Origin of the sequence: Streptomyces sp. NBC_01267, assembly GCF_036241575.1 — a bacterium.
Lineage (GTDB): Bacteria > Actinomycetota > Actinomycetes > Streptomycetales > Streptomycetaceae > Streptomyces.
Genome location: NZ_CP108455.1, coordinates 5040994 through 5065298, shown reverse-complemented (window position 1 = coordinate 5065298; position 24305 = coordinate 5040994). Strand labels below are relative to the sequence as shown.

Below are 24305 nucleotides of genomic sequence, written 5' to 3'. Positions count from 1 at the left end.
TCGGCCAGGCGATGATCCGCGGGCTGAACTGGGAGGGCTTCGACCCGCCGGGTGTCCAGGCCGGTACGGCGGACACCGAGGTGCTCGCCTGGATCCGCGAGGACGTGGCCCGCGACCTGGGACTCATCACCGACACGAACTTCCCCGAGAAGCTGTCCGGGCAGTGGGACGACGTGACCAAGGGGTGGAAGACGTGGAAGGCGAACCACGACGCGTACTGGAGCGCGTACCGCCCCCTGACCGACCTGGCGTTCGTGGTGACGGACGCGAAGCACCGGCTGGAGGTGGCGACCACCCCTGAGGCCCGACAGGCGGCGCAGCAGGCACTGGACGCGGCGCAGTCCGCACTGGACGAGGCACGGCAGACGGCCGAGCCGAAGCTGGAGGCGCTGGAGCAGAAGCTGAAGCTCGCGGGCGAGCACTACCACGCCCTGCGGTCGGCCGCCGATGCCCTCAACGACTGGCACCGGCTGCCGGAGAACGAACGCACGGGCACCGAGGCGCCCGAGGCGCTGGCGTACGACCCCACCGTGGAGCACGCCCACGGCGTGGAGAAGCCCGAACCCCCCGCTGCTTCGTACACGGAGTTCACCGACGACGAGGGTGAACTCCTCGGCGTGGAGGACGTTTCCTCCGGCAAGGTCCACCCGGTCGGCCCGGTCTTCCACGACGGCAACGGCTTCTTCCACTCCCTGGCCGAGCACCTGGTCCGGATCGATCCGGACCTGCTGGCGCAGCAGGGCATCGTCCTCCCGGAGAACCGTGACCTCACCGGTGTGGCGAACGACCTGCGTGCGCTGTTCGGGCAGACCCTCCGCGACGGCGGGGACAACCCCCTGGCGGACTACATCCACCCGGACCTCACCGACACGTTCGAGCGCGACGAGATCCGTGCGGCCGGGCTGGAGAACCTGCTGGACACGACGACGCCACAGGGCAAGGAGTACACCGAGGGCAAGTGGATTCCGCACTCGGCGGGCGCCCCCACCGTGAACCACCGTGCGGTACTGACCCCGGAGCAGCGGACCGCGCTCGCCGCGTCCCAGACTCAACGGCCGCCCAACGAGAAGTCCGCGGCCAAGGACAGCGCAGGTGACCTGTACCCGCCGCTCGCCGCCCAGCTGTTCGGGGTGCCGGTGACGGTGCTGGTGGACGGCAGGCGCCATACGTTCATGCCCGACGGGAGCGAGGCGACGGGCCACGAGGGTGCCGATGGCGTCGAGCTGCTGCTGAAGGACGGCCACTACCGGCACGTCGATCAGACCGGGAACCTGAAGCCTCCGCAGGAAACGCCGTCCGACAAGGAATCCGAGCACGACTCGGTCTCGGACCACGACTCGCTGTCCGACCACGACTCGCTCTCGGACGACGGGTCCGACGTCGAACCCGTGCCGGGCACGCCCCGCCCGGTACTCAAGGTGCCGGACGACGCCTACTCACACCTCACTTCGCTGCTGGTCAGCGCCCCCTCGGCGGTCGGGCCGAAGCTCCCCCACCTCGGCCAGAGGCTGCGTTCCCTGGTCGACTCCCCGGACGAGCTGCGCGTCATCGCCTCGGCCGCGTCCGACGTCGAGCACCACCAGGACCTGCACACGCTGGTGCTCGGCATGAAGGAGGCCGTGCACGCCCATGTGGTGGAGCTGGGCGCCCGCGGGCTCGCCATGCGGATGCCCCACCTCGTCCCGCAGTTCGCCCAGGGCAACCGACGCGCCATGTACCGGGCCGTGAACCTCATGTTCAAGGAGGTGAGGACGGCCGTCGCCGCGTGGGAACACAGCGGGGACTCCCCCTGGTCCCAGAGCTTCCTGCCGCTGCTGGCCGATACCTTCGGGGTGGACCTCACCGTGCACACCCCGCCGTCCGGCGGTAACCCCGGCGGGTCGGACCGGTTCCGGCCCCCGCCCGGGGGTGGTGCACCGCTCTCCGTACACCTTCAGCAGAACGGCTCGCACTTCGACGGGACGACGGAGCCGACCGCACGACCGCGGACCGAATCGTTCCGTGTCCCGAGCGCCTCGCCGAACGCCCCGCTCCACAGGCGGCACACCGGCCCGCTGGAGGCCCCGGCACTCGTTCCCGTGCACAAGCCTGCCGCCACGCCCACGCTCACCACCGACTACTCCGTCGTCGAAATCCCTCCGCACCACTCGGCCACGGCCCCCCAACCGGTCGCCGACGTCAGTTCGCTGGGCACGGCCGAGATCCTGTCGCCCAGTGACCGGACCATGGACGAGGGCGGGGCCGCCGCGTCCGTCTGGGAGCGCGGGTTCGCCGTGGAGCGCACCCTGCTCAGCGACGGCAGTGTGCGCTCCGACGTCACGGTGCGCATCCATCTGGACGTGCAGCCGGGTGCCAACGCGAACCACGTAGCGAACGCCAAAGCAATGGCGAAGCGCGGCATCGACAAGTACTACAACGACCCGAAGCACCGTCTCCCCAACGGTGATCTGCTCCAGGTGAAGCTGGAGTTCGTCTTCGATCCCGCAGACGCGCACCGCAAGGTGAAGCTGCACCCGGACCCGGACGGCACGGGCCGCGACAACAGCGCCACCTGGTACGTCTCGGAGGGCGGGGCGGGCTCGATCGACAAGTCGTACGTCATCGCGCACGAGACCGGCCACCTCCTCGGCTTCCAGGACCAGTACCGCGAGGCCAAGCAGGACAATCCGTTCCGGCCGGTGTACGACGACCACTCGCTGATGTCCGGATACGGCATCGACGACGCGGGACTCGTGCAGTTCGACATGGACCACATGACGTCCGACCACACCCTCTCGCCGTCACTGCGGATCATGCCGCGGGATCTGCTGCTGCTCTCCACGGCCGTCGACGCCGCCTGGTCGCACACTCCGGGCGTGGGCGCGGGCCCGCACGACAAGGCCAGGGCGCACATCCCGCTCGACGTACGGGAACGGGTGCTGCGCGGCAACGTCAGCACCGGCGCCGACGGTCTGCTCGCCCCGCGCGGCCCCTCCGGGCGCTTCCGCCCCGAAGCCACCGGACCGCTGAACCCGAACGGCACCTACCGGGCGGGCAAGCGCCCCGACGGCACGGACCAGACGATGTTCCCGGACCACTGGAGCCCCGACGAGGTCCTCCACGCCACCCGCCAGGTCTACCTCGACCACGTCCGCAAGAACACCCTGATCCCCGACAGCGAACGCTCCGGACGCCAGAACTTCGACGGTGTCTACCAGGGCGTACGCATCAAGGGCACCGCCGACACCACCGGCACCATCATCGACTTCGCCCCCCACCCCGACCAGAACGGTCTGCTGCCGCCCACCCACCTCGAACCGCCACCGCCCCGCGAGCTCACCGACGAACCCGCGTTCAGCGACGCCTCCATGCGCTTCATGCTGCGCGGCGACGTCCCGACGCTGACCGGGGTGCAGTACGCGCAAAGCGAGGACCGGCGCGAGCTGGCCCAGACGGACCGCGGCATCATCTTCGAGAAGCTGACGGACCCCGATTTCAACGGCGTGCGCCGGGCCGAGGTGTGGTTCCGGAACCCGCCGACGGGACCCGGGCCGAAGACTCTGAAGGTCGGCGACGGCGACTCGCCCGACGGGGTCGGCCAGGACGGCTGGGGCACCAATCCGCGGATGCTGTTCCCCGAGGAGTGGGCCCCCGGTGATCTGCGCGAGGCCGTACGGGACGCACACAACAACGCCCTGGCCAACGGCCTCTTCGAGGTGCTGCCCGACGGCGGCTACCTGTGGGAGGGCTCGGCGGGCGGCGTCCGGATGCAGGGCGTCGTGAAGGAAGGCACTCACCGCTGGTTCCGTCCGACCCGCTTCCAGCCGCACCCGGAGTGGGACGCGCACGACATCGCGGCGACCACCTCCGAGACCCCGATGACCTACACCAGGGCCTCCGGCGGACTCGCCGAATTCCGTTCCTCGCACGTCGTGTTCACCAACGGCGACCGCGGGCTGAACCTCACCCGGGTCGTCCGGTATTCGAGGGAAATGGACCCGGGAGCCCTCGCCGAGCTGCGCGAGAAGCTGTCCGACGTACAGGACCACATCGACGACACCTACAACACCGGGGAAGAGAGCAAGGAGAACGGCCGGCTCCCCAAGACCCGGTTCACCGTGGAGCTCCGGCCGACGAGCAGGAACAACCCGTCGGAGGACGGCGCCGACATCGGAACGCTGTCCCTGCACAGCTCCGAAGACGCCGCGGCCCGGTTGCTGGGCTTCGACGTGGATCCGGACGCGGGCCGCCAGGACCTCGTACGCCAGGTCCTCGAACACCGCCGACCGACGCCCCAGTCCACCCACGCCTGGAATCCCCCGAACCAGCAGCAGGGCGGGACACCGAACCCGCTGCTCACGTCGGACGTCGAAGCCGCGCTGCGCCGCAACACGCACGCCGGGCTCTTCGACGAACCCGGTGTACTGGAACTCCTGGCCGCCCGCCGCTCCCAGGACCACGCCCCGCACGTCACCAAGGAATCGACCGAAGCAGCGCTCGCCGCCCTCACCGAGGACGAATTCGCGCCCGACTACACCCGGACCCCGGACGACCAGCTCCCGGACGGCTGGACCCCGGACCGGCTGCGACTCGCCGCACTGCGGGCCGCCCGCAGCAGCGCACCACGCACCCCCGACCTCCACCAGCCGGGCACCCTCACCCTCGTCACCACGCCCGAACCGGGCATGCAGCTCACGACCCGCATCGACAGCACCTCGCTGCTCGTCCTCGGCGCCGAGATCGTCAGGCTGCCGCAGCCGACAGCCCCGGCCGGACACACCCAAACCCCGGCCCCCCAGCCGGGCAACCACGCCCCGGTCGACCTGAACAGCAACGTCACCCCGGTCAACCCGGTCCATCTGGCCGCCATATCAGGGGCGTTGGGCCTGCACCCCACATATCTGCGCAGCGTCCTGCCCGTACTCCACCAGTCCGCCACGCCGAGCGAGGCTCTGCACACCCTGCAGACGCTGGCGACGCGGCTCGACGCGGGACCGCAGCTGGGCGAGTTCGTCCGGCGGATGTCGGAACTCGGGGTCTCCGCCGACGACTGGTGGGACCTGTCGACCTTCCAGCACAGCCAGGGCGACAGCATGCGCAGCCTGCTGGGCCCGGACCTGCAGCAGAGCCGGCAGCGCATCGACGAGTGGCAGCGCACCGAGGTGGTGGACACCGACGCAGTCACCGACGCCACCGCACACGAGCTGGGCGTGCATCCGCTCGCCCTCACCCGGATCGCCGACGCCCTTCGGCTGTACTCCCCTTCGGACATCACCCGGCTGAACATGGACGCCGACTTCTGGCAGCGTCCCGCCACCCCCGAGGAACTGGCGCTGGAGTACCTGGCCGGGCACCGCACGGAGATCGAGGAGCTCCGCGCCGAGATCGACCGGGAGCGGTTCGACGAGATCGCCGACGACCTCCTCGGCGAGAACCGGGACGAGGCCGATCTCGACTACCACGGCTTCCTGCACTGGAGCAGGATGTCCCTCGAAGGTCTGCGGCACTTCACCGCAGCCGAGCTGGACTTCCTGATCGGCAACTGGTCGGCGGTCAGGGACATCGTGCCGCCACCGCCCAACTTCGATCTCGCTGACCACCGGAGCGAGCTGTACGAGGTGGAACACCTGCGCAACCTGGCCGAGTTCGCGGTCGTCAGGGCGAACCGGGCCCAGGACCCGGTGGCGCTCAACAGCGCGCAGGAACGCCTGGCCCAGCTGGACCCCTACGTCACGGACCACCGCGCCGCAATGCAGCAGCGGCTCGCCCAGCTGTGGTCCGAGAACCCCATGACCCCCGCCACTCCGGGGGCGCAGACCCCTCTCTCCCACCCGGCCACGCCGACGCACACGGTCTTCGACGAGGACATCGTGATGGGCGAGGACGCCCCGGTGGACCCGGACGGGGACATCGTGATGACCCCGAGCCCGCACCGGCCCCACTCGTCCCCGCATCTCCCCACCCCGCACGGGACCACTGCACCCGTCCACGCCCCGACACCCGGCGTCGACTACTCCGTCGTCGAGATCCCCCCGCACCGCTCCGCCTCGGTCCCCCGCCCCGAAGAAAAGTCGCTGGGCACGGCCGAGATCGAGCGGCCCAGTATGCGGACCGTGGTGAAGGGCGGGGCCGCCTCGTCCGTCTGGGAGCGCGGGTTCGCCGTCGAACGCACCGAACTCAGCGACGGCAGTGTGCGCTCCGACATCACGGTCCGTATCCACCTGGACCTCCAGCCCGGTGCCAACGAGAAGCACGTCGCGAACGCCAAGGCCATGGCGAAGCGCGGCATCGACAAGTACTACAACGACCCGAAGCACCGTCTCCCCAACGGTGATCTCCTGCACGTGGAGCTGGAGTTCGTCGGCAACGCCGCGCAGGCACACCGCAAGGTGGCACTGCATCCGGACCCGGACGGCACGGGGCGCGACGACAGCGCCACCTGGTACGTCTCGGAGGGCGGGGCAGGCTCGGCCGACAAGTCACACGTCATCGCGCACGAGACCGGCCATCTCCTCGGCTTCCAGGACCAGTACCGCGAGGCCAGGACAGGCCGTCCGCTCCGGCCGGTGCACGACGACCACTCGCTGATGTCCGGATACGGCACCGACGACGCGGGACTCATCCAGTTCAGCATGGACCACGGGATCTACACCGCCCACGCCCTCTCGCCGACGCTGCGGATCGTGCCGCGGGACCTGCTGCTGCTCTCCACCGCGGTCGACACCGCCTGGTCGCACGCCGACGGCGTGGGCGCGGGACCGCTCGACAAGGCCAGGGCACACATCCCGCTCGAAGTACGGGACCGAGTCCTGCGCGGTAACGCCACCACCGGCGCCACCGGCCTCCTCGCCCCGCGCGGCCCCTCGGGACGCGTACGCCCCGAGCCCACCACACCACGCAACCCCAACGGCACCTACCAGGCGGGCAAACGCCCCGACGGCAGCGACCAGACGATGTTCCCCGACCACTGGAGCCCCGAAGAAGTCCTGCACGCCACCCGCCAGGTCTACCTCGAACACGTCAGGACCAACAGCCTGACCCCCGACCGCATACGCCCGAACCGCCTGACCTTCGACGGCGTCTACCAAGGCGTCCGGATCAAGGGCACCGCCGGCACCACCGGCACCATCATCGACTTCGCCCCCCACCCCGACCAGAGCGGGCTGCTGCCCCCCACCCACCTCGAACCGCCGGCACCCCGCAAGCTGTCCGACGAACCCGCGTTCGGGGACGTCGCCACGCGCTTCCTGACCTACGGCTCCACCGCCGACAGAACCGGCGTCCACTACACGCTGCCCGGCCCGAACGGGGCCCTCGCGCAGAACCAGCACGGCGTCTTCATCGAACCGCTGTGGCCCGCGCACCCGAACGGCACCCAGTGGGCCACCGTCTGGTTCAAGGACCCGAACCTGCGGGAGCAGACGGTACGGGCCCTCGCCAACGGCGCCCCGCCGCCGCCCGCATTGCATCGCGGTGACCGGGAGAACGACGCCATGGTCGGCCTCGACGGCGAGGTGGCCACCCCCCATCTGCTCTTCCCCTCCGACTGGTCGACGCACCGGCTCCTGGACTCGATCGTCGAGGCCCACCGCAACGCGCGCGGCAACGGCTCATGGGTGGAGGTCCCGGAGGGCGGCTACCTCTGGGAGGGCGTGCACGACGGCGTAAGGATGCACGGCCACGTCCGCGACGGTGAACACCTGTGGGCCCGGCCCTCGACGGACCAACCGCCGTCCCCGGACCACTCGTCCAAGGTGTTCGCGGTCACCGCCCCGGTAGATTTCGAGATGCCCAGACCGGGCACCACACCGGCACCGTTCCGTGTCCAGCGCGTAATCCACCTGGACGGCTCCTTGGGGATGCGCATCACCCGGGTGCTGTCGCATCCGGCGTTGTCCCCGGAGCAGAGCAACGAACTGGCCGGGCCGCTGCGCGAGGTACAGCTGCAAGTGGGCGCCGAACTCAACCGGCCCGACCCACGCGCACACCGCGAACTGAGCCTTATCACCTTTGACGTGGAGCTTGCGCCGACGGACGACCCGGCGATGACCGAGTACAGCCCGGAGCTGTCGAACATCGCGACGGACTTCTTCAATCCGAACATCGTGCAGGACCTGATGGTGCTCGACCTCAACGACCAGGAGGCCGTGAACACCTTCCTGCGCACTGCCGCCGACCGGCTGCCGCCGGTGTCGGAGCTACCGGCCGGCTGGCAGGGCCCGCAGGGGCAGCCGCACCACGAGCAGGCCCCGGCATGGAAGTCGGACGTGACGACTTCGGTCCGCCGCAACACCCTGGCCGGACTGCTCGACGAGCCCGGAGTCAAGGCGTTGTTGGCGCAGCACCGAGGCCAGGAACCGCCCGGCCCGCTCACGAACACAGACACCCACACCACCGACACGAGCGCAGACACACACACCAACACCACCGACACGAGCGCAGGCACACACACCGTCGGCGCGGGCTCGGGTGCAGGCACACACACCGACCGCATGGCCGCGGTGGCCGACGCCCTCGGACTGCAGCCCTCCGACCTCACCAGCATCGAGAGCGCCCTGAAGGGCTCCGCCCTCATCCGCCCGGCCCTCGACGCACTCGACCAGTTGGCGGCCCGACTGGATGCCGGGCCCGCAGGCCCCTTCGTGAAGCGGATGACAGAACTCGATGTGCCGCTCTCCGAGTGGTGGGACTTCTCCTCGTATCTGCACACCAAGAGGGCCTCGATGTCCGACATGGTCGCCCTGGACCAGACATGGGTCCAGCCGGTGCTCGACGACTCACGCGCTCATCCAGTGCCGAACGTCTCGGCCGAGACGTCGGCCCAGGCGCACGCGCTGGGCGTGCATCCGCGCTATCTCACGCGGTTGGCCGACGCCCTCAAAGTAGGCCCGGAAGACGTCGCCCTCCTGGGCAAGCGCAAGCCTTTCTGGCAGCAACCCCTGTCACCCGAGGCCCTGGGACAGAAGGTCCGAGCCGAACTCGACAGCGAGCGCGAAAAGCGGGAAGACGCCCGCCTCGCCCGTGACCACAGACGCTTCGACGACGCCGCCGACGAGCTGCTGGGCAGCCGATCCACCCGCACCGAGGAGGAGTTCCGCTCCTTCATGCACTGGTCCACGGTCGCGCACCTGGGCCTGGACGTCCTCCCGGATCAGCGACTGCGAGAGTTGGTGGGGCACTGGCGTCTGGAAACGAATGACGGCACCGCCCCGGTGCCCGCGGACTTCGACCCGCGCAAGGCGGGGAAGCCCCAGGCCGAACTGCTCCATATGGTGGCACTCGCCCATCGGTCGGGACCGCTGCCCCAAAAACTGGAGAAGGCCCTGGCCAGGCGCGACGCGGACATCAAGGCCCAGTTGACGCTGCTGGACTTGTGGCACGAGGGGGACGTGCATCAGGACGACGGCCCGCCCGTGACACTGCCCACGGCTCCGAACCCCGCCCAGTCGTCCTCCACTCAGCAGCACGCCTCGCCGAACGTCCCGCTCCACACGCCGCACGCCAGCCCGCACAGGGCCCCGGCACCCACGCCCACGCCCACGCTCACCCCCGCCGTCGACTACTCCGTCGCCCCGCTCCCCCCGGCCCCGCGCCCCAGGCCGGTCACCGACGTCCGTTCGCTGGGCACGGCCGAGATCCGGCGGCCCAGCCGCCTGACGCAGAGGCTGGGCGGGGCCGCCGCGTCCGTCTGGGAGCGCGGGTTCGCCGTCGAACGCACCGAACTCAGCGACGGCAGTGTGCGCTCCGACATCACGGTCCGCATCCATCTGAACCCCCAGCCCGGCGCCAACGAGAACCACGTCGCGAACGCCAGGGAGATGGCGCAGCGCGGCGTCGACACGTACTTCAACGTCCCGAACCACCGTCTCCCGAACGGTGATCTGCTGCGGGTCAGGCTGGAGTTCGTCGACAATCCCGCACAGGCGCACCGACGGGTGCGGTTGCACCCGGACCCGGACGGCACGGGCCGCGACGACAGCGCCACCTGGTACGTCTCGGACGACGGCGAGGACGGTGCGGACAAGTCGCACGTCATCGCGCACGAGACCGGCCACCTCCTCGGCTTCCAGGACCACTACCGCGAGGCCGAGCCGGGTGAGCCGTTCCGGCCGGTGTACGACGACCACTCGCTGATGTCCGGATACGGCATCGACGACGCGGGACGCGTGCAGTTCGACATGGACTACATGGGCCCCTCCCAGCAGATCTCGCCGACGCTGCGCGTCGCGCCGCGGGATCTCCTGCTGCTCTCCACGGCCGTCGACGCCGCCTGGTCGCACACTCCGGGCGTGGGCGCAGGCCCGCACGACAAGGCCAGGGCGCACATCCCGCTCGAAGTACGGGACCGAGTCCTGCGCGGTAACGCCACCACCGGCGCCACCGGCCTGCTCGCCCCACGCGGTCCCTCGGGACGCGTACGCCCTGAGCCCACCACACCACGCAACCCCAACGGCACCTACCGGGCGGGCAAGCGCCCCGACGGCAGCGACCAGACGATGTTCCCCGACCACTGGAGCCCCGAAGAAGTCCTGCACGCCACCCGCCAGGTCTACCTCGACCACGTCAGGACCAACAGCCTGACCCCCGACCGCATACGCCCGAACCGCCTGACCTTCGACGGCGTCTACCAAGGCGTCCGCATCAAGGGCACCGCCGGCGCCACCGGCACCATCATCGACTTCGCCCCCCACCCCGACCAGAGAGGCCTGCAGCCGCCCACCCACCTCGAACCGCCGCCGCCCCGCGAGCTGTCCGACGAACCCGCGTTCAGCGAGACGTCGATGCGGTTCGTGCTGCGCGGTGACCCCTCGACGCTGACCGGGGTGCAGTACGCGCACAGCGAGGACCGGCGCGAGCTGGCCCAGACGGACCGCGGAATCCGCTTCGACAAGCTGTCGGACCCCGACTTCAACGGCGTGCGCCGGGCCGAAGTGTGGTTCCGGAACCCGCCGACGGGACCGGGAAGGGCGATCCTCAAGATCGGCCAGGGCGACTCGCCCGAGGTGATCACTCATGACGGTCTCGGCAGCCATCCGCGGACGCTGTTCCCGGAGGTGTGGACCCCCGGTGACCTGCGCGAGGCCGTACGGGACGCACACGACAACGCCCTGGCCAACGGCCTCTTCGAGGTGCTGCCGGACGGCGGCTACCTGTGGGAGGGCTCGGCGGGCGGTGTCCGGATGCAGGGCGTCGTGAAGGACGGCGAGCACCGCTGGTTCCGTCCGACGCGCTTCCAGCCGCACCCGGAGTGGGACGCGCACGACATCGCGGCGACCACCTCCGAGACCCCGATGACCTACGCCAGGGCGTCCGGCGGGCTCGCCGACTTCCGGGTTTCGCACGTGGTGTTCGCCAACGGCGACCGCGGGCTGAACCTCACCCGGATCGTCCATTACCCGAGGGGCATGGACCCGCTGGCCCTCGCCGAACTGCGCGAGAAGCTGTCCGACGTACAGGACCACATCGACGACACCTACAACTCCCCGGAAGAGGCCAACGAGAACGGCCGGCTGCCCAAGACCCGGTTCACCGTGGAGCTGCGCCCGACGAAGCGGCCCGGCCAGCGGGAGGACGGCGCGGACATCGGAGCACTGTCCACGCAGAGCACCGAGGACGCGGCGGCCCAGCTGCTGGGCCTCGACGTGGATCCGGACGCGGGCCGCCAGGATCTCGTACGCCAGGTGCTCGAACACCGGCGCCCGGTACCGCAGTCCACCGACTCCTGGGACGCCCCGCACGAGCAGGGCGGGACACCGAACCCGCTGCTCACGTCGGACGTCGAGGCCGCGCTGCGCCGCAACACGCACGCCGGGCTCTTCGACGAACCCGGTGTACTGGAACTGCTGGCCGCCCGCCGGTCCCAGGACCACGCCCCGCACGTCACCAGGGAATCGACCGAAGCGGCACTGGCGGCCCTCACCGAGGACGATTTCGCGCCCGACTACACCCGCACGCCGGACGACCAGCTCCCGGACGGCTGGACCCCGGACCGGCTGCGACTCGCCGCACTGCGGGCCGCCCGCAGCAGCGCACCGCGTACCCCCGACCTCCACCAGCCGGGCACCCTCACCGTCGTCACCACGCCCGAACCGGGCATGCAGCTCACCACCCGCATCGACAGCACCTCGCTGCTCGTCCTCGGCGCCGAGATCGTCAGGCTGCCGCAGCCGACAGCCCCGGCCGGACACACCCAGGCCCCGGGCACGCACCCGAACGATCCGGTCACACCCGTCCCGCCCGTCACACCCGTCAGTCCGATCGGCTCGGTCACCCACGTCAATCCGGTCCATCTGGACGCTGTTTCACGGGCCTTGGGCCTGACCCCCGCGCAACTGCACACCGCCCTGCCCGTACTGCACCATGCCGCCACTCCGAGCGAAGCACTGCACGCCCTGGAGACGCTGGCGAAGCGGGTCGGCTCGGGACCGCAGGTGGGCAGGTTCGTCCGGCGGATGTCGGAACTCCAGGTTCCCGCAGCCGACTGGTGGGATCTGTCGAGCTACCTGACCGGCCGGGGCGAGAGCATGCTGCACGTGCTCGGCCCGTACACCCCGGAGGTCCAGCGGCGGATCGACGAGTGGCGGCTCAGCGATGTGACCCACACCGACGAGGCCACCAGAACCACCGCACACGAGCTGGGCGTGCATCCGCTCGCCCTCACCCGGATCGCCAGGGCCGTCCGGCTGCCCAGCCCTTCGGACGTCACCCGGCTCACTGTGGACGCCGACTTCTGGCAGCGCCCCGTTCCCCCCGAGGAGCTGGCGCTGGAGTATCTGGTCGGGCACCGCACGGAGATCGAGAACCTCCGCGCCGTGATCGACCGGGACCGGTTCGACGAGGTCGCCGACGACGTCCTCGGCCCGGAACGCCACGACATGGGCGAGAGCGATCTCGACTACCACCGCTTCCTGTACTGGACCGGGGTGGCCCACGAGGGTCTGCGGCCCTTCAGCGCAATCGAGTTGGACTTCCTGGTCGGCAACTGGGCGCCGTACCGGGACACCGGGCCGCAGCCGCCGCCCGGCTTCGACCCCGCCCTCTACCGGAGGCATCTGGACGAGCTGGAGCACCGGCGGAACCTGGCCAAGTTCGCGGCCGTCGAAGCGGGCCGGGCCAGAGACCGGACGGCGCTCGACAGGGCGCGCGCCACCCTGAACCAGCTGCGCCCCTACGTCACGAGGCACCGCGCCGACCTGCGGCTGCGGCTCGCCCAGCTGTGGTCGCAGAACCCCATGACCCCGGCCACTCCGGGCGCACAGACGCCTCCCGCCACTCCGGGCGCACCGACGCCTCCCGCGCAACCGGCCGCACCGACGCACCCGGTCGCCGACGAGGACATCGTGATGGGCGAGGACGCCCCGGTGGACCCGGACGGGGACATCGTGATGACCCCGAGCCCGCGTCTGCTCCACCAGTCCCCGCCCAACGTCCCCCCGCAGAGCAACTCGCACGTCGACGGGACGACGGAGCCGCCCCTCATCGAGCCGAACTCCTCGCCGAGCACCCCGTTCCACACGCAGCAGACCGGCCCGCAGGAGCCCCCGGTTCCCACCCTCACGCCCACGCTCACGCCCGCCGCCAAGTACGCCGTCGTCGAACTTCCCCCGGCTCCCCTTCCCAAGCCGGTCATCGACGTCAAGTCGCTGGGCAAGGCCGAGATTCTCCCGCCCAGTGCCCGGAGCAGGGCAAGGGGCGGGGCCGCCGCGTCCGTCTGGGAGCGCGCCTTCGCCGTCGAGCGCACCGAGCTCAGCGACGGCAGTGTGCGCTCCGACATCACGGTCCGCGTCTATCTGGACGTGCAGCCGGGCGCCACCCCGAACCACGTCGCGAACGCCAAGGAGATGGCGGAGCGCGGCATCGACACGTACTACAACGCCCCGAACCACCGGCTGTCGAACGGTGATCTGCTGCGGGTGAAGATGGAGTTCGTCGACGATCCCGCACAGGCGCACCGCAAGGTGCGGCTGCACCCGGACCTGGACGGCAAGGGCCGCGACAACAGCGGCACCTGGTACGTCTCGGAGGGCGGAAAGAACGCGAAGGACAAGTCGTACGTCATCGCGCACGAGACCGGCCACCTCCTCGGCTTCCAGGACCAGTACCGCGAGGCCAAGGAGGGCCGTCCGCCCCGGCCGGTGCACGACGACCACTCGCTGATGTCCGGATACGGCATCGACGCATCGGGACTCATCCAGTTCGACATGGACCACCTGGCCTCCTCCGGTCAGCTCTCGCCGACGCTGCGGATCGTGCCGCGGGATCTGCTGCTGCTCTCCACGGCGGTCGACACCGCCTGGTCGCACGCCCCCGGCGTGGGCGCGGGCCCGCACGACAAGGCCAGGGCGCACATCCCGCTCGACGTACGGGAACAGGTGCTGCGCGGCAACGTCAGCACCGGAGCCACCGGCCTCCTCGCCCCGCGCGGCCCCTCCGGACGCTTCCGCCCCGAACCCACCGGACCGCGCAACCCCAACGGCACGTACCAGGCGGGCAAACGCCCCGACGGCACCGACCAGACGATGTTCCCGGACCACTGGAGCCCGGAAGAAGTCCTGCACGCCACCCGCCAGGTCTACCTCGACCACGTCAGGACCGGCAGTCTGACTGCGGACAGAAAACTCTCGGGCCGCCAGACCTTCGACGGTGTCTACCAGGGCGTACGCATCAAGGGCACCGCCGACACCACCGGCACCATCATCGACTTCGCGCCCCACCCCGACCAGAACGGTCTGCTGCCGCCCACCCACCTCGAACCGCCCCCGCTCCGCAAGCCCACCGACGATCCCGCGTTCGGGGACGTCGCACTGCGCTTCGTGGCGTACGGCTCCGCCCACAGCCGGACCGGCGTGCACTACATGCTGCCCGGCAAGGTCGGAACGCGTGCGCGGGAGAGCCAGTCCATCCTGATCAGCGAGTTGTGGACCGCGCACCCGAACGGCACCCAGTGGGCCCAGGTCTGGTTCAAGGACCCCAACCTGCGGGGGCGGACGGCGCAGGCTGTCACCACCGGCGCCCCGGCACCTTCGGAATGGCGGTTCGGCGACCAGGAGAGCCGGCACGTGCTCGGCGCCGACGGCACGGCGAACAGCGGCCAGCTGCTCTTCCCGGACCGCTGGTCGGTGTCCGATCTCCGGAACGCGATCGTCGAGGCTCACCGCGGCGCGCGCAGCTCCGGTGCGTGGGAGGAGGTCCCGGAGGGCGGGTACCTCTGGGAGGGCATGCACGACGGCGTACGGATGCACGGACACGTCCGCGACGGCGAGCACCTGTGGGTCCGGCCCTCGTCGGACCAGCCTCCGCTCCCGCACAGCTCGCCCGAGATACTGGCGAGCACCGCCCCCCTGGAATTCAGTGCGCCCAAACCGGACGGCACGACGGCGCTGTTCAGCATCCGGCGGGTGATCCACCAGGACGGCACCCTCGGGATGCACGTCACCCGGATCCTGCCGCATCCGTCGCTGGACCCGGGTGTGCACAGCCGCCTCGTCGACGAGCAGCTGCCGAAGGTCAGTAAGCAGCTGGCCGCCGAATTCAACCGGCCCGACCCGAATGGACGCCGCGAGCTGGGCCTGATCACCTTCGATGTGAAGCTGTCGCCGACGGACGACCCGAAGATAAAAATCCCGCGCCGGTCCGAGCTGTTCCAGATCATGATGGACAACGCGGACACGGACACCCTGACGGACCTGATGACGGTCGACGCCACCGACCCTGTGCGCCTGGCAGACCTCCTGCGCGACATGGCCGACCACCTGCCGCCGGTATCGGAGCTGCCGACCGACTGGCAGGGCCCGCAGGGGCAACCGCACCACGAGCAGGACCGGGTCTGGACGTCGGACGTGGCGACTTCGGTCCGCCGCACCCGGGCCCGGCTCCTCGACGAGCCGGGCGTGAAGGGGCTGTTGGAGCAACACCGGAGCCAGGAGTCGGCACCCGGCCCGCTCACGAACACGAGCACGAGCACACATACGGGCGGGGCCGAGAACACAGCCGCAGGCACCGCCACCGCCACCGACCGCAGGAACGCGGCAGCCGAGAGCCTCGGACTGGCGCCTTCCGATCTCACCAGCATCGAGATGGCCCTGAAGGGCTCCGGTCCCCTGCGCCCGGCCCTCGACGCGCTCGACCAGTTGGCTGCCCGCCTGGAGGCCGGGCCCACGGGCCCCTTCGTCCGGCGGATGACGGAAATCGGTTCGCCGCTCTCCGAGTGGTGGTCCTTCTCGTCGTATCTGCACACCAAGAAGGGCCTGCTGTCCGACGTGGTCAGCATGGACCTGACCGGGGCCCGGAAGATGCTGAACGACTCGCGCAACCACCCGCCGGCGCCCACGTCGTACGAGACGGACATCCAGGCCTACGCGCTGGGCCTGCACCCGAATTATCTGACGCGGCTGGCCGACGCCGTCAAGGTGCGCCCGGAGGACGTCGCCAAGCTGGGCGAGGACAAGTCCTACTGGCAGCAGCCCCTTTCGCCCGAGACCCTGGGGCAGAACTACCGGGACCGCGAGCGCGAAAAGCAGGAGGACATCCGCACCGCCCGCGACCGCACCCGGTTCAACACCGTCGCCGACCAGCTGCTGGGCGCCGACCCGACCCGCGCGGAGGAGCGGTTCCGCTCCTTCACCCACTGGTCCGAGGCGGCGCGACACCTGGGCCTGAACGTCTTCACCGACCAGCGCCTGCGGGAACTGGCCGAGCACTGGCAGGTGGAAACGAACAGCGGCACCAACCCGGTGCCCGCGAACTTCGACCCGCGCAAGGACGGCAAGGTCCGGGCCGATCTGCTCCTTACGGAAGAACTCGCCAAGCGGTCAGGGGAACCGCTGCCCCCGAAACTGGTGAAGGACCTGGCCGACTTCGAGTGGTTCATCCAGTTCCAGCTGACGAATCTGGACGCGCGGTACAGCGGAGGCGTGACCCAGAACGCCACCCCGTCCGTGACACCCGCCACGGACCCGCACTCCACCCAATCGACCACCACTCAGTCGGCTTCCACCCAATCGACCACCACTCAGTCAGCTTCCACTCAGTCAGCTTCCACTCAGTCGGCCTCCACTCAGTCGACCTCGAACCAGCCGCACAACTCGCCGAACCTCCCTCTCCACACGCCGCACGCCAGCCCGCACAAGGCCCCGGCATCCACGCCCACGCCCGCGCTCACGCCCACGCCCACCGCCGATCACCCCGTCACCGATGTCCCCACGGCCCCCATCGCCCCGACCCCCACCGCCCATTACTCCGTCGTCGAGATTCCCCCGCACCCCTCCGCCCCGGTCCCCCACCCCGCACCGGTCACCGACGTGCGTTCGCTGGGCACGGCCGAGGTTCTCCCGCCCAGTGACCTGACCAGGACGAAGGGCGGTGCCGCCGCATCCGTCTGGGAGCGCGCGTTCGCCGTCGAACGCACCGAACTCAGCGACGGCAGTGTGCGCTCCGGTATCACCGTCCGCATCCACCTGGACCTCCAGCCCGGTGCCACCGAGAACCACGTCGCGAACGCCAAGGCGATGGCGACGCTCGGCATCGACACGTACTTCAACGTCCCGAAGCACCGTCTCTCCAACGGTGATCTCCTGCACGTGAAGCTGGAGTTCGTCAACGATTCCGCACAGGCACACCGCACGGTGAAGCTGCACCCGGACCCGGACGGCACGGGCCGCGACGACAGCGGCGCCTGGTACGTCTCGGAGAGCGGGGCGGGCGGGAAGGACAAGTCACACGTCATCGCGCACGAGACCGGCCACCTCCTCGGCTTCCAGGACCAGTACCGCGAGGCCACGGAGGGCGAACCGCTCCGGCCGGTGCACGACGACCACTCGCTGATGTCCGGAAACTACATCGACGAGTCCGGGCTCCTGCAGTTCAGCATGGACCATCTGGCCACCGAGGGGGAGCTCTCACCGACGCTGCGGATCGTGCCGCGGGACCTGCTGCTCCTGTCCACGGCCGTCGACACCGCCTGGTCGCACGCCGACGGCGTGGGCGCGGGCCCGCACGACGGTGCCAGAGCACACATCCCACTCGACGTACGGGACCGCGTCCTGCGCGGCAGCGCCACCACCGGCACCCACGGCCTGCTCGCCCCGCGCGGCCCGGCCGGGAGGTTCCGCCCCGAACCCACCGGACCGCGCAACCCCAACGGCACCTACCAGGCGGGCAAACTGCCCGACGGCAGCGACCGGACCATGTTCCCCGACCACTGGAGCCTCGAAGAGGTCCTGCACGCGACCCGCCAGGTCTACCTCGACCACGTCAGGACCAACAGCCTGACCACCGTCCCCGACCGCTCCACACGCCAGACCTTCGACGGCGTCTACCAGGGCGTCCGCATCAAGGGCACCGCCGACACCACCGGCACCATCCTCGACTTCGCCCCCCACCCCGACCAGAGCGGGCTGCTGCCCCCCACCCACCTCGAACCGCCGTCGCCCCGCCGCCCCGACGCCGATCCCGCCTTCGGGGACGTCGTACTGCGCTACCTGACCTACGGCTCCACCGCCAACAGGACCGGCGTCCACTTCGCGCTGCCGGACAAGACCGGGACCTTCGCGCAGCGCAAGCACGGCGTCCACATCGAATCGCTGTGGCCCGCGCACCCGAACGGCACCCAGTGGGCCACGGTCCTGTTCAAGGACCCGAACCTGCGGGGGCTGACGGCAAAGGCTGCCGCCAACAATGCCCTACCGCCTCTCGAATGGCATCAGGGCGACCGGGAGAACGGGACCGTGTTCAACCCCGACGGCATGACCGCCGCCGGTCAGCTTCTCTTCCCCCACCACTGGTCGCTGCCCACTCTCCGGGACGCGATAGCCGGAGCCCACCGCACCGCGCGCAACGCCGGTTCGTGGGTGGAGGTCCCGGAGGGCGGCTACCTCTGGGAGGGCGTGCACGACGGCGTACGCATGCACGGCCACGTCCGCGACGGCGAACACCTGTGGGCCCGGCCCTCGACGGACCAACCGCTGATCTCGGCCGTGTCTGCCAAGGTGCTCGCGGTCACCGATCCCGTACCTGTTCAGCTGCCCAAACCGGGTGGCGGGTCGCTGCCGTTCCACGTCCAGCGGGTGATCCACGAGGACGGCACCCTGGGGCTCCGCATCACCCGGGTCCTGGAACATCCCCCGCTGGCAGACGAGTTCCACGAATACCTGCGCGACGAGATGCTGCCGGACCTGCGTGAGCAGCTGGCCGACGACTTCAATCGGCTCTCCCCGTACAGACACCGCGAGCTGAACCTGGTCACCTTCGACATAGAACTGTCACCGACCGAAGATCCGGCGATGGAACTCGGGGACGACTCCGAGCTGGTCAAGATCGCGCAGAACAACGGGGACCTGAGCTCCCTCCTGTCGGACCTGATGCCGGTCGACTCCATCGACGAAGCGGGCATGGACGCCCTCCTGCAAAGCGTGCGAGGCATGCTGCCGCCGCTGTCGGAGCGGCCGGCCGACTGGCAGGGCCCGCAGGGGCAGCCGCAGCACGAGCAGAGCCCGGTCCTGAAATCGGTCTGGGAGTCGGACGTGACGACTTCCGTGCACCGCAACACCCCGGCCGGGCTGCTCGACGAGCCCGGCGTACGGGCGCTGTTGGCGCAGCACCGAGGCCAGGAACCCTCCAGCCCGCTCACGCACACCGACACGGACACGGTCGTAAGCCCCCATCGCCTGGCGGCGGCGGCCGGGTTCCTCAAACTGCGGCCCTCCGACCTCACCAGCATCACGGCCGCCCTGCAGGGGTCCACCCCCCTCCACACGGCCATCAACTCACTCAACCAGCTGGCCGCCCGACTGGGCGTCGGGAAGTCCACGCGCCAGCTCGTGAAACAGATGACGGAAGTGGGTGTGCCGCTCTCCGAGTGGTCGCACTTCTCGTCGTATCTGCACACCAAGGGGCACACGCTGTCCAAGGTGGCCTCCATGGATCCGGCCAGGGCCAAGAAGCTGTACGCAGACTCGCGCGCCCAACCGATGCCGCGGGTTTCGGACGACATGCGGTTCTTCGCCTACACCCTGGACATGCACCCGAATTATCTGGAACGGCTGGCCGACGCCCTCCACCTGCACCCGTCAGATGTCCTCGATCTGGGCGAGTACGAGACCTTCCGGCAGCAGCCCCACACCCCTGAGGCCCTGGCGCGGAACTACGGGCTCGACAACCACCAGACGCTGGAGGATGCCCGCTTCGCCCGTAGCTACACACGGCTCAACGCGGTCGCCGACAAACTGCTGGGCAGCAACCCCGCCCTCGCGGACGCCAGGTTCCGCTCCTTCATGCACTGGTCCGACGTCGCGAGCGAGGGTCTGCACATCTTCACCGACCAGCGCCTGCAAGAGCTGGTGGAGCACTGGCGGGTGGAAACGAACGACGGGACCAACCAGGTGCCCGACGATTACGACCCGCGCGCGGAGCGGGAGCAGTATGCCGATCTGATGCACCTGGCCGACAAGTCGGCGCCGGTGCTGGACCCGGCCCGGGAGGAGGCCCTGGACACCTACGAGCAGCGCGTCCGGGACCGGCGGACGCAGCTGGATGCGCAGTACGTGGGAGGCCTGTCCCAGAACGCCGGCCTGCCCGTGACGCCGCCCACGGCCCCGCACCCGGCCCAGCAGTCCGCCGCCCCGCACCGGCCTCATCAGTCCCCGCCCACCGTCCTCTCGCAGAGCCCGGTAAACCCCCCGCAGACCCCCGTCACCCCGCAGCGACCCACCACCCGGGGCCGGTCGGCCTCCGCACCGCCGCCGCTCCCTGCCCCCGTGCATGCACCCGCTGTCCCGCATGCCCCCGACACCCCGCAGCCCCCCGTCACCCGGGGCCGGTCGGCCTCCGCACCACCGCCGCTCCTTGCCCCCCTGCCTGCCTCCGCCGTCCCACATGCCCCCGACACCCCGCAGCCCCCCGTCACCCGGGGCCGGTCGGCCTCCGCACCACCGCCGCCCCTTGCCCCCCTGCATGCCCCCGTCACCCACCGAGCCGAGATCCGCCGACCCTCCCCGGAGTTCCTGAACAGCGCGGGCTACACGGGACCCATCAGGCGTCGCCGGTTCAGCGCCGAGCGCACCGAGGTGCAGGGCGGTGTCGCCGAGACGAAGATCACCGTACGCATCCACCTGGACGTCAAGGACGGTGTCACCCCCGAACTCCTCCAGGCCACCAAGGCCTCGGCGAACAGCGGCCTCCAGAAGTACTACAACGACCCGGACCACCGACTGCCGAACGGCGATCTGCTGCGGGTGGCGGCCGAGTTCGTCGACACCCCCGAGCTGGCGCACCACACCATCGCGCTGCACCCCGACCCCGATGGCATGGGCCGGAGCAACGACGCGAACTGGTACCTCTCCGTGGAGAAGCTCACATCCGACCCGGTCATGCCGCCCCACGAGATCGGCCACCTCCTGGGCCTGCAGGACTACTACCGGGATCCCATGCAGGGACGAGCACACTGGCCGGTCTACGACGAGCACGCGCTGATGGGCGCCGCCTACACCGACCCGCTCTTCGGCCGGTCCGTGGTCGACCAGAACTTCCCGATCCCGGTGACGTCGTCGCCGTATCTGCGGATCATGCCCCGCGACCTCCTGGTGCTGGGCACCGCGATCGGAGCGGCGCTGCGGGACACCCCGCAGCCCACCGTCCGCATCCCGCTCGACGTGCGGGAACGGGTCCTGCGCGGCTACCCCCGCACCGGAACCGTCGGCCTGCTCGCCCCGCACGGCGCCGCCGACCGGCCCCGCCCGGTAGCCACCGGCGAGCGCAACCCGAACGGCACCTACCAGGCGGGCACCCACCCCGACGGCAGCGTGCGAACCGTCTTCCCGGACCACTGGACCCTCGAAGAGACGCTGTACGCCGTACGCCAGGTGTATCTGCACGAACAGGCCACCGGCGGTCTCGTACCCACCAAGCACACCCCCGGCATCGAGCCGGGGAACTACCACTTCACCGGCGAGTACCAGGGCGTACGGATCAAGGGCACCGTCGACGGCACGGGCACCGTCACCGACTTCGCTCCCCACCCCGACCAGGCCGGCCTCGACGCACCCCGCCACCTCGAAATTCCGGCGCGTCCAGAAATGCCTGACCATTGGCAATATCTCGCCCCCATGCCCGGGTCCCCCGCCGAACCGGCGCTCGGGGAGGGCGCGCTGCATTTCGTGACGTACGGCTCCACCCACCACAGGACCGGCGTCCACTACGCACTGCCCGGGACGGGCGGGACCGCAGCGCAGTTGGACCAGGGCGTCAACATCCAGCAGCTGTGGACCGCCCACCCGAACGGCACCCAGTGGGCCACCATCTGGTTCAAGGACCCGAACCTGCAGGGTCACACGGCACAGGCCGCCGCCAACAACGCCCCACCGCCCTTCGCATGGCAGCCCGGCGACCGTGAGAACGGGACCGTGCTCGGCTCCGACGGGATGGCAGCCGTCGGCCAACTGCTCTTCCCCTCCCACTGGTCGACGCACCAGCTCTGGGAGGCGATCGTCGTGGCCCACCGCAACGCGTTCGCCAACGGTTCGTGGGTGGAGGTCCCGGAGGGCGGCTACCTCTGGGAGGGTGTGTACAACGACGTACGCATGCACGGACACGTCCGCGACGGCGAGCACCTGTGGATCCGGCCCTCGGCGGACCAACCCCCGCTCTGGCCGCGCCTCTCCGAAGTGCTCGCGGTCACCGCCCCCGTATCTGCCTCCGTGCACAAACCAGATCTCACCTGGGCGAATTTCAATATCCAGCGGGTGATCCACGGGGACGGCACCCTGGGGACGCGTATCACCCGGCTCCTGAGGCACCCACAGCTGAGCCCGGAGGAACACAGCCGGCTGGTCCACCAGCAGCTGCCGGTAGTGCGTGAGCAACTGGCCGCCTCACTCAGCCAGCCCGACCCGTACCGGCGCCGCGAACTGAGCTGGGTCAGCTTCGACGTAGAACTCTCTCCGACGGGCCCGGAGACGGGGCTCCCGCCCCACTCCGAGGTGTACTCCATCATGAGGGGCGAATCGGACATGAGCACCCTGTTGGATCTGCTGGCGGTCGACACCACCCGACCGTCGGGTCTGAGCAACGTCCTGCTCTACCTCGCCGACCGGCTGCCGCCGGTACCGCAGACACTGGCCGGGTGGCAGACCCCGCAAGGACAGCCGCACCACGAGCAGCACCCGGTCTGGCAGTCGGACGTAACGACCTCACTCCACCGCAACACCCTGGCCGGGGTGCTCGAAGAGCCGGGCGTAAAGGGATTGCTGGCCCAGCACAGAAGCCAGCAGCCGCCCGTCCCGCTCACGAACACGAACACGAACACGCATACAGGCGGGAACGAGAACGCGGGCACCGGCATCGGCACCGGCATCGGCATCGGCACCGAGCGCGCAGCCGCGGCAGCCAAGGCCCTCGGGTTGCACCCCACCGCCCTCGGCAGCATCGAGGTCGCCCTGCAGGGCCACGCCCCTCTCCGCCCAGCCCTCGACGCACTCCATCAGCTGGCCGCCCGGCTGGAGGCCGGACCCACAAACGCGTTCGTCCGCCGGATGACGGAACTCGATGCGCCGCTCTTCGACTGGTGGCACTTCTCATCGCATCTGCGCACCAGGCAGCTCACCATGTCCCACGTGGTCGGCATGAATCTGGCCGAGGCCAAGAGGCTGTACAGCGACTCGCGCACCCAGCCGCTGCCGTACATTCAGCCCAGTACGGAAGTCCAGGCCAACGCGCTGGGCGTGCACCCGCGCTATCTGACACGGGTGGCGGACGCCCTCCATGTGCGCCCGGAAGACGTTGCCAACCTGGGCAGGGACAAGTCCTTCTGGCAGCGGCCCCTTTCGCCTGAGGCCATGGGGCACGACTACCTGGTCAGCGAGCGCGAGAGGCGGGAGGATGTCCGCCTCGCCCGCGAGCAGGATCGGTTCAACGCCCTCGCCGACGAACTGCTGGGTAACGAACCCACCCTCGCGGAGAAGAGGTTCCACTCCTTCATGAATTGGTCCGGTGTGTCGCACCTGCCCCTGGACATCTTCACGGATCAGCGCCTGCGAGAGTTGGTGGGGCACTGGCACAGGAAGACGAACGGCGGCACCGATCAGGTGCCTGCGGGCTTCAATCTGCGCGCGGACGGAGTGGGACATGCCGATCTACTCCTCGCGGTGGAACTCGCCAGGATGTCGGGGCCGCTGCCCCCGAGGCTGGCGGAGGAACTGACCAGACGCGAGAAGCACATCAAGAGCCAACTGGAGATACTGGACGACGATTACGAGGGGGGCGTGTCCCAGGAGGACGGCCCACCCGTGACACTGTCCACGGAGATCTTCGCCGCACTGTCCGGCAACGACTGA

Annotated in this window: 1 protein-coding gene (running past one end of the window); it reads left to right on the top strand. The window is 70.1% G+C overall.

The window, feature by feature from the left end:
• Positions 1 to 24305, top strand: partial view of an EndoU domain-containing protein gene (locus OG709_RS23360; protein WP_329167643.1) — the 3' portion only. 7159 nt of this gene lie to the left of the window's left edge; the window shows 24305 of its 31464 coding nt (coding positions 7160-31464); its start codon lies off the left edge, out of view; it ends in the stop codon at positions 24303 to 24305.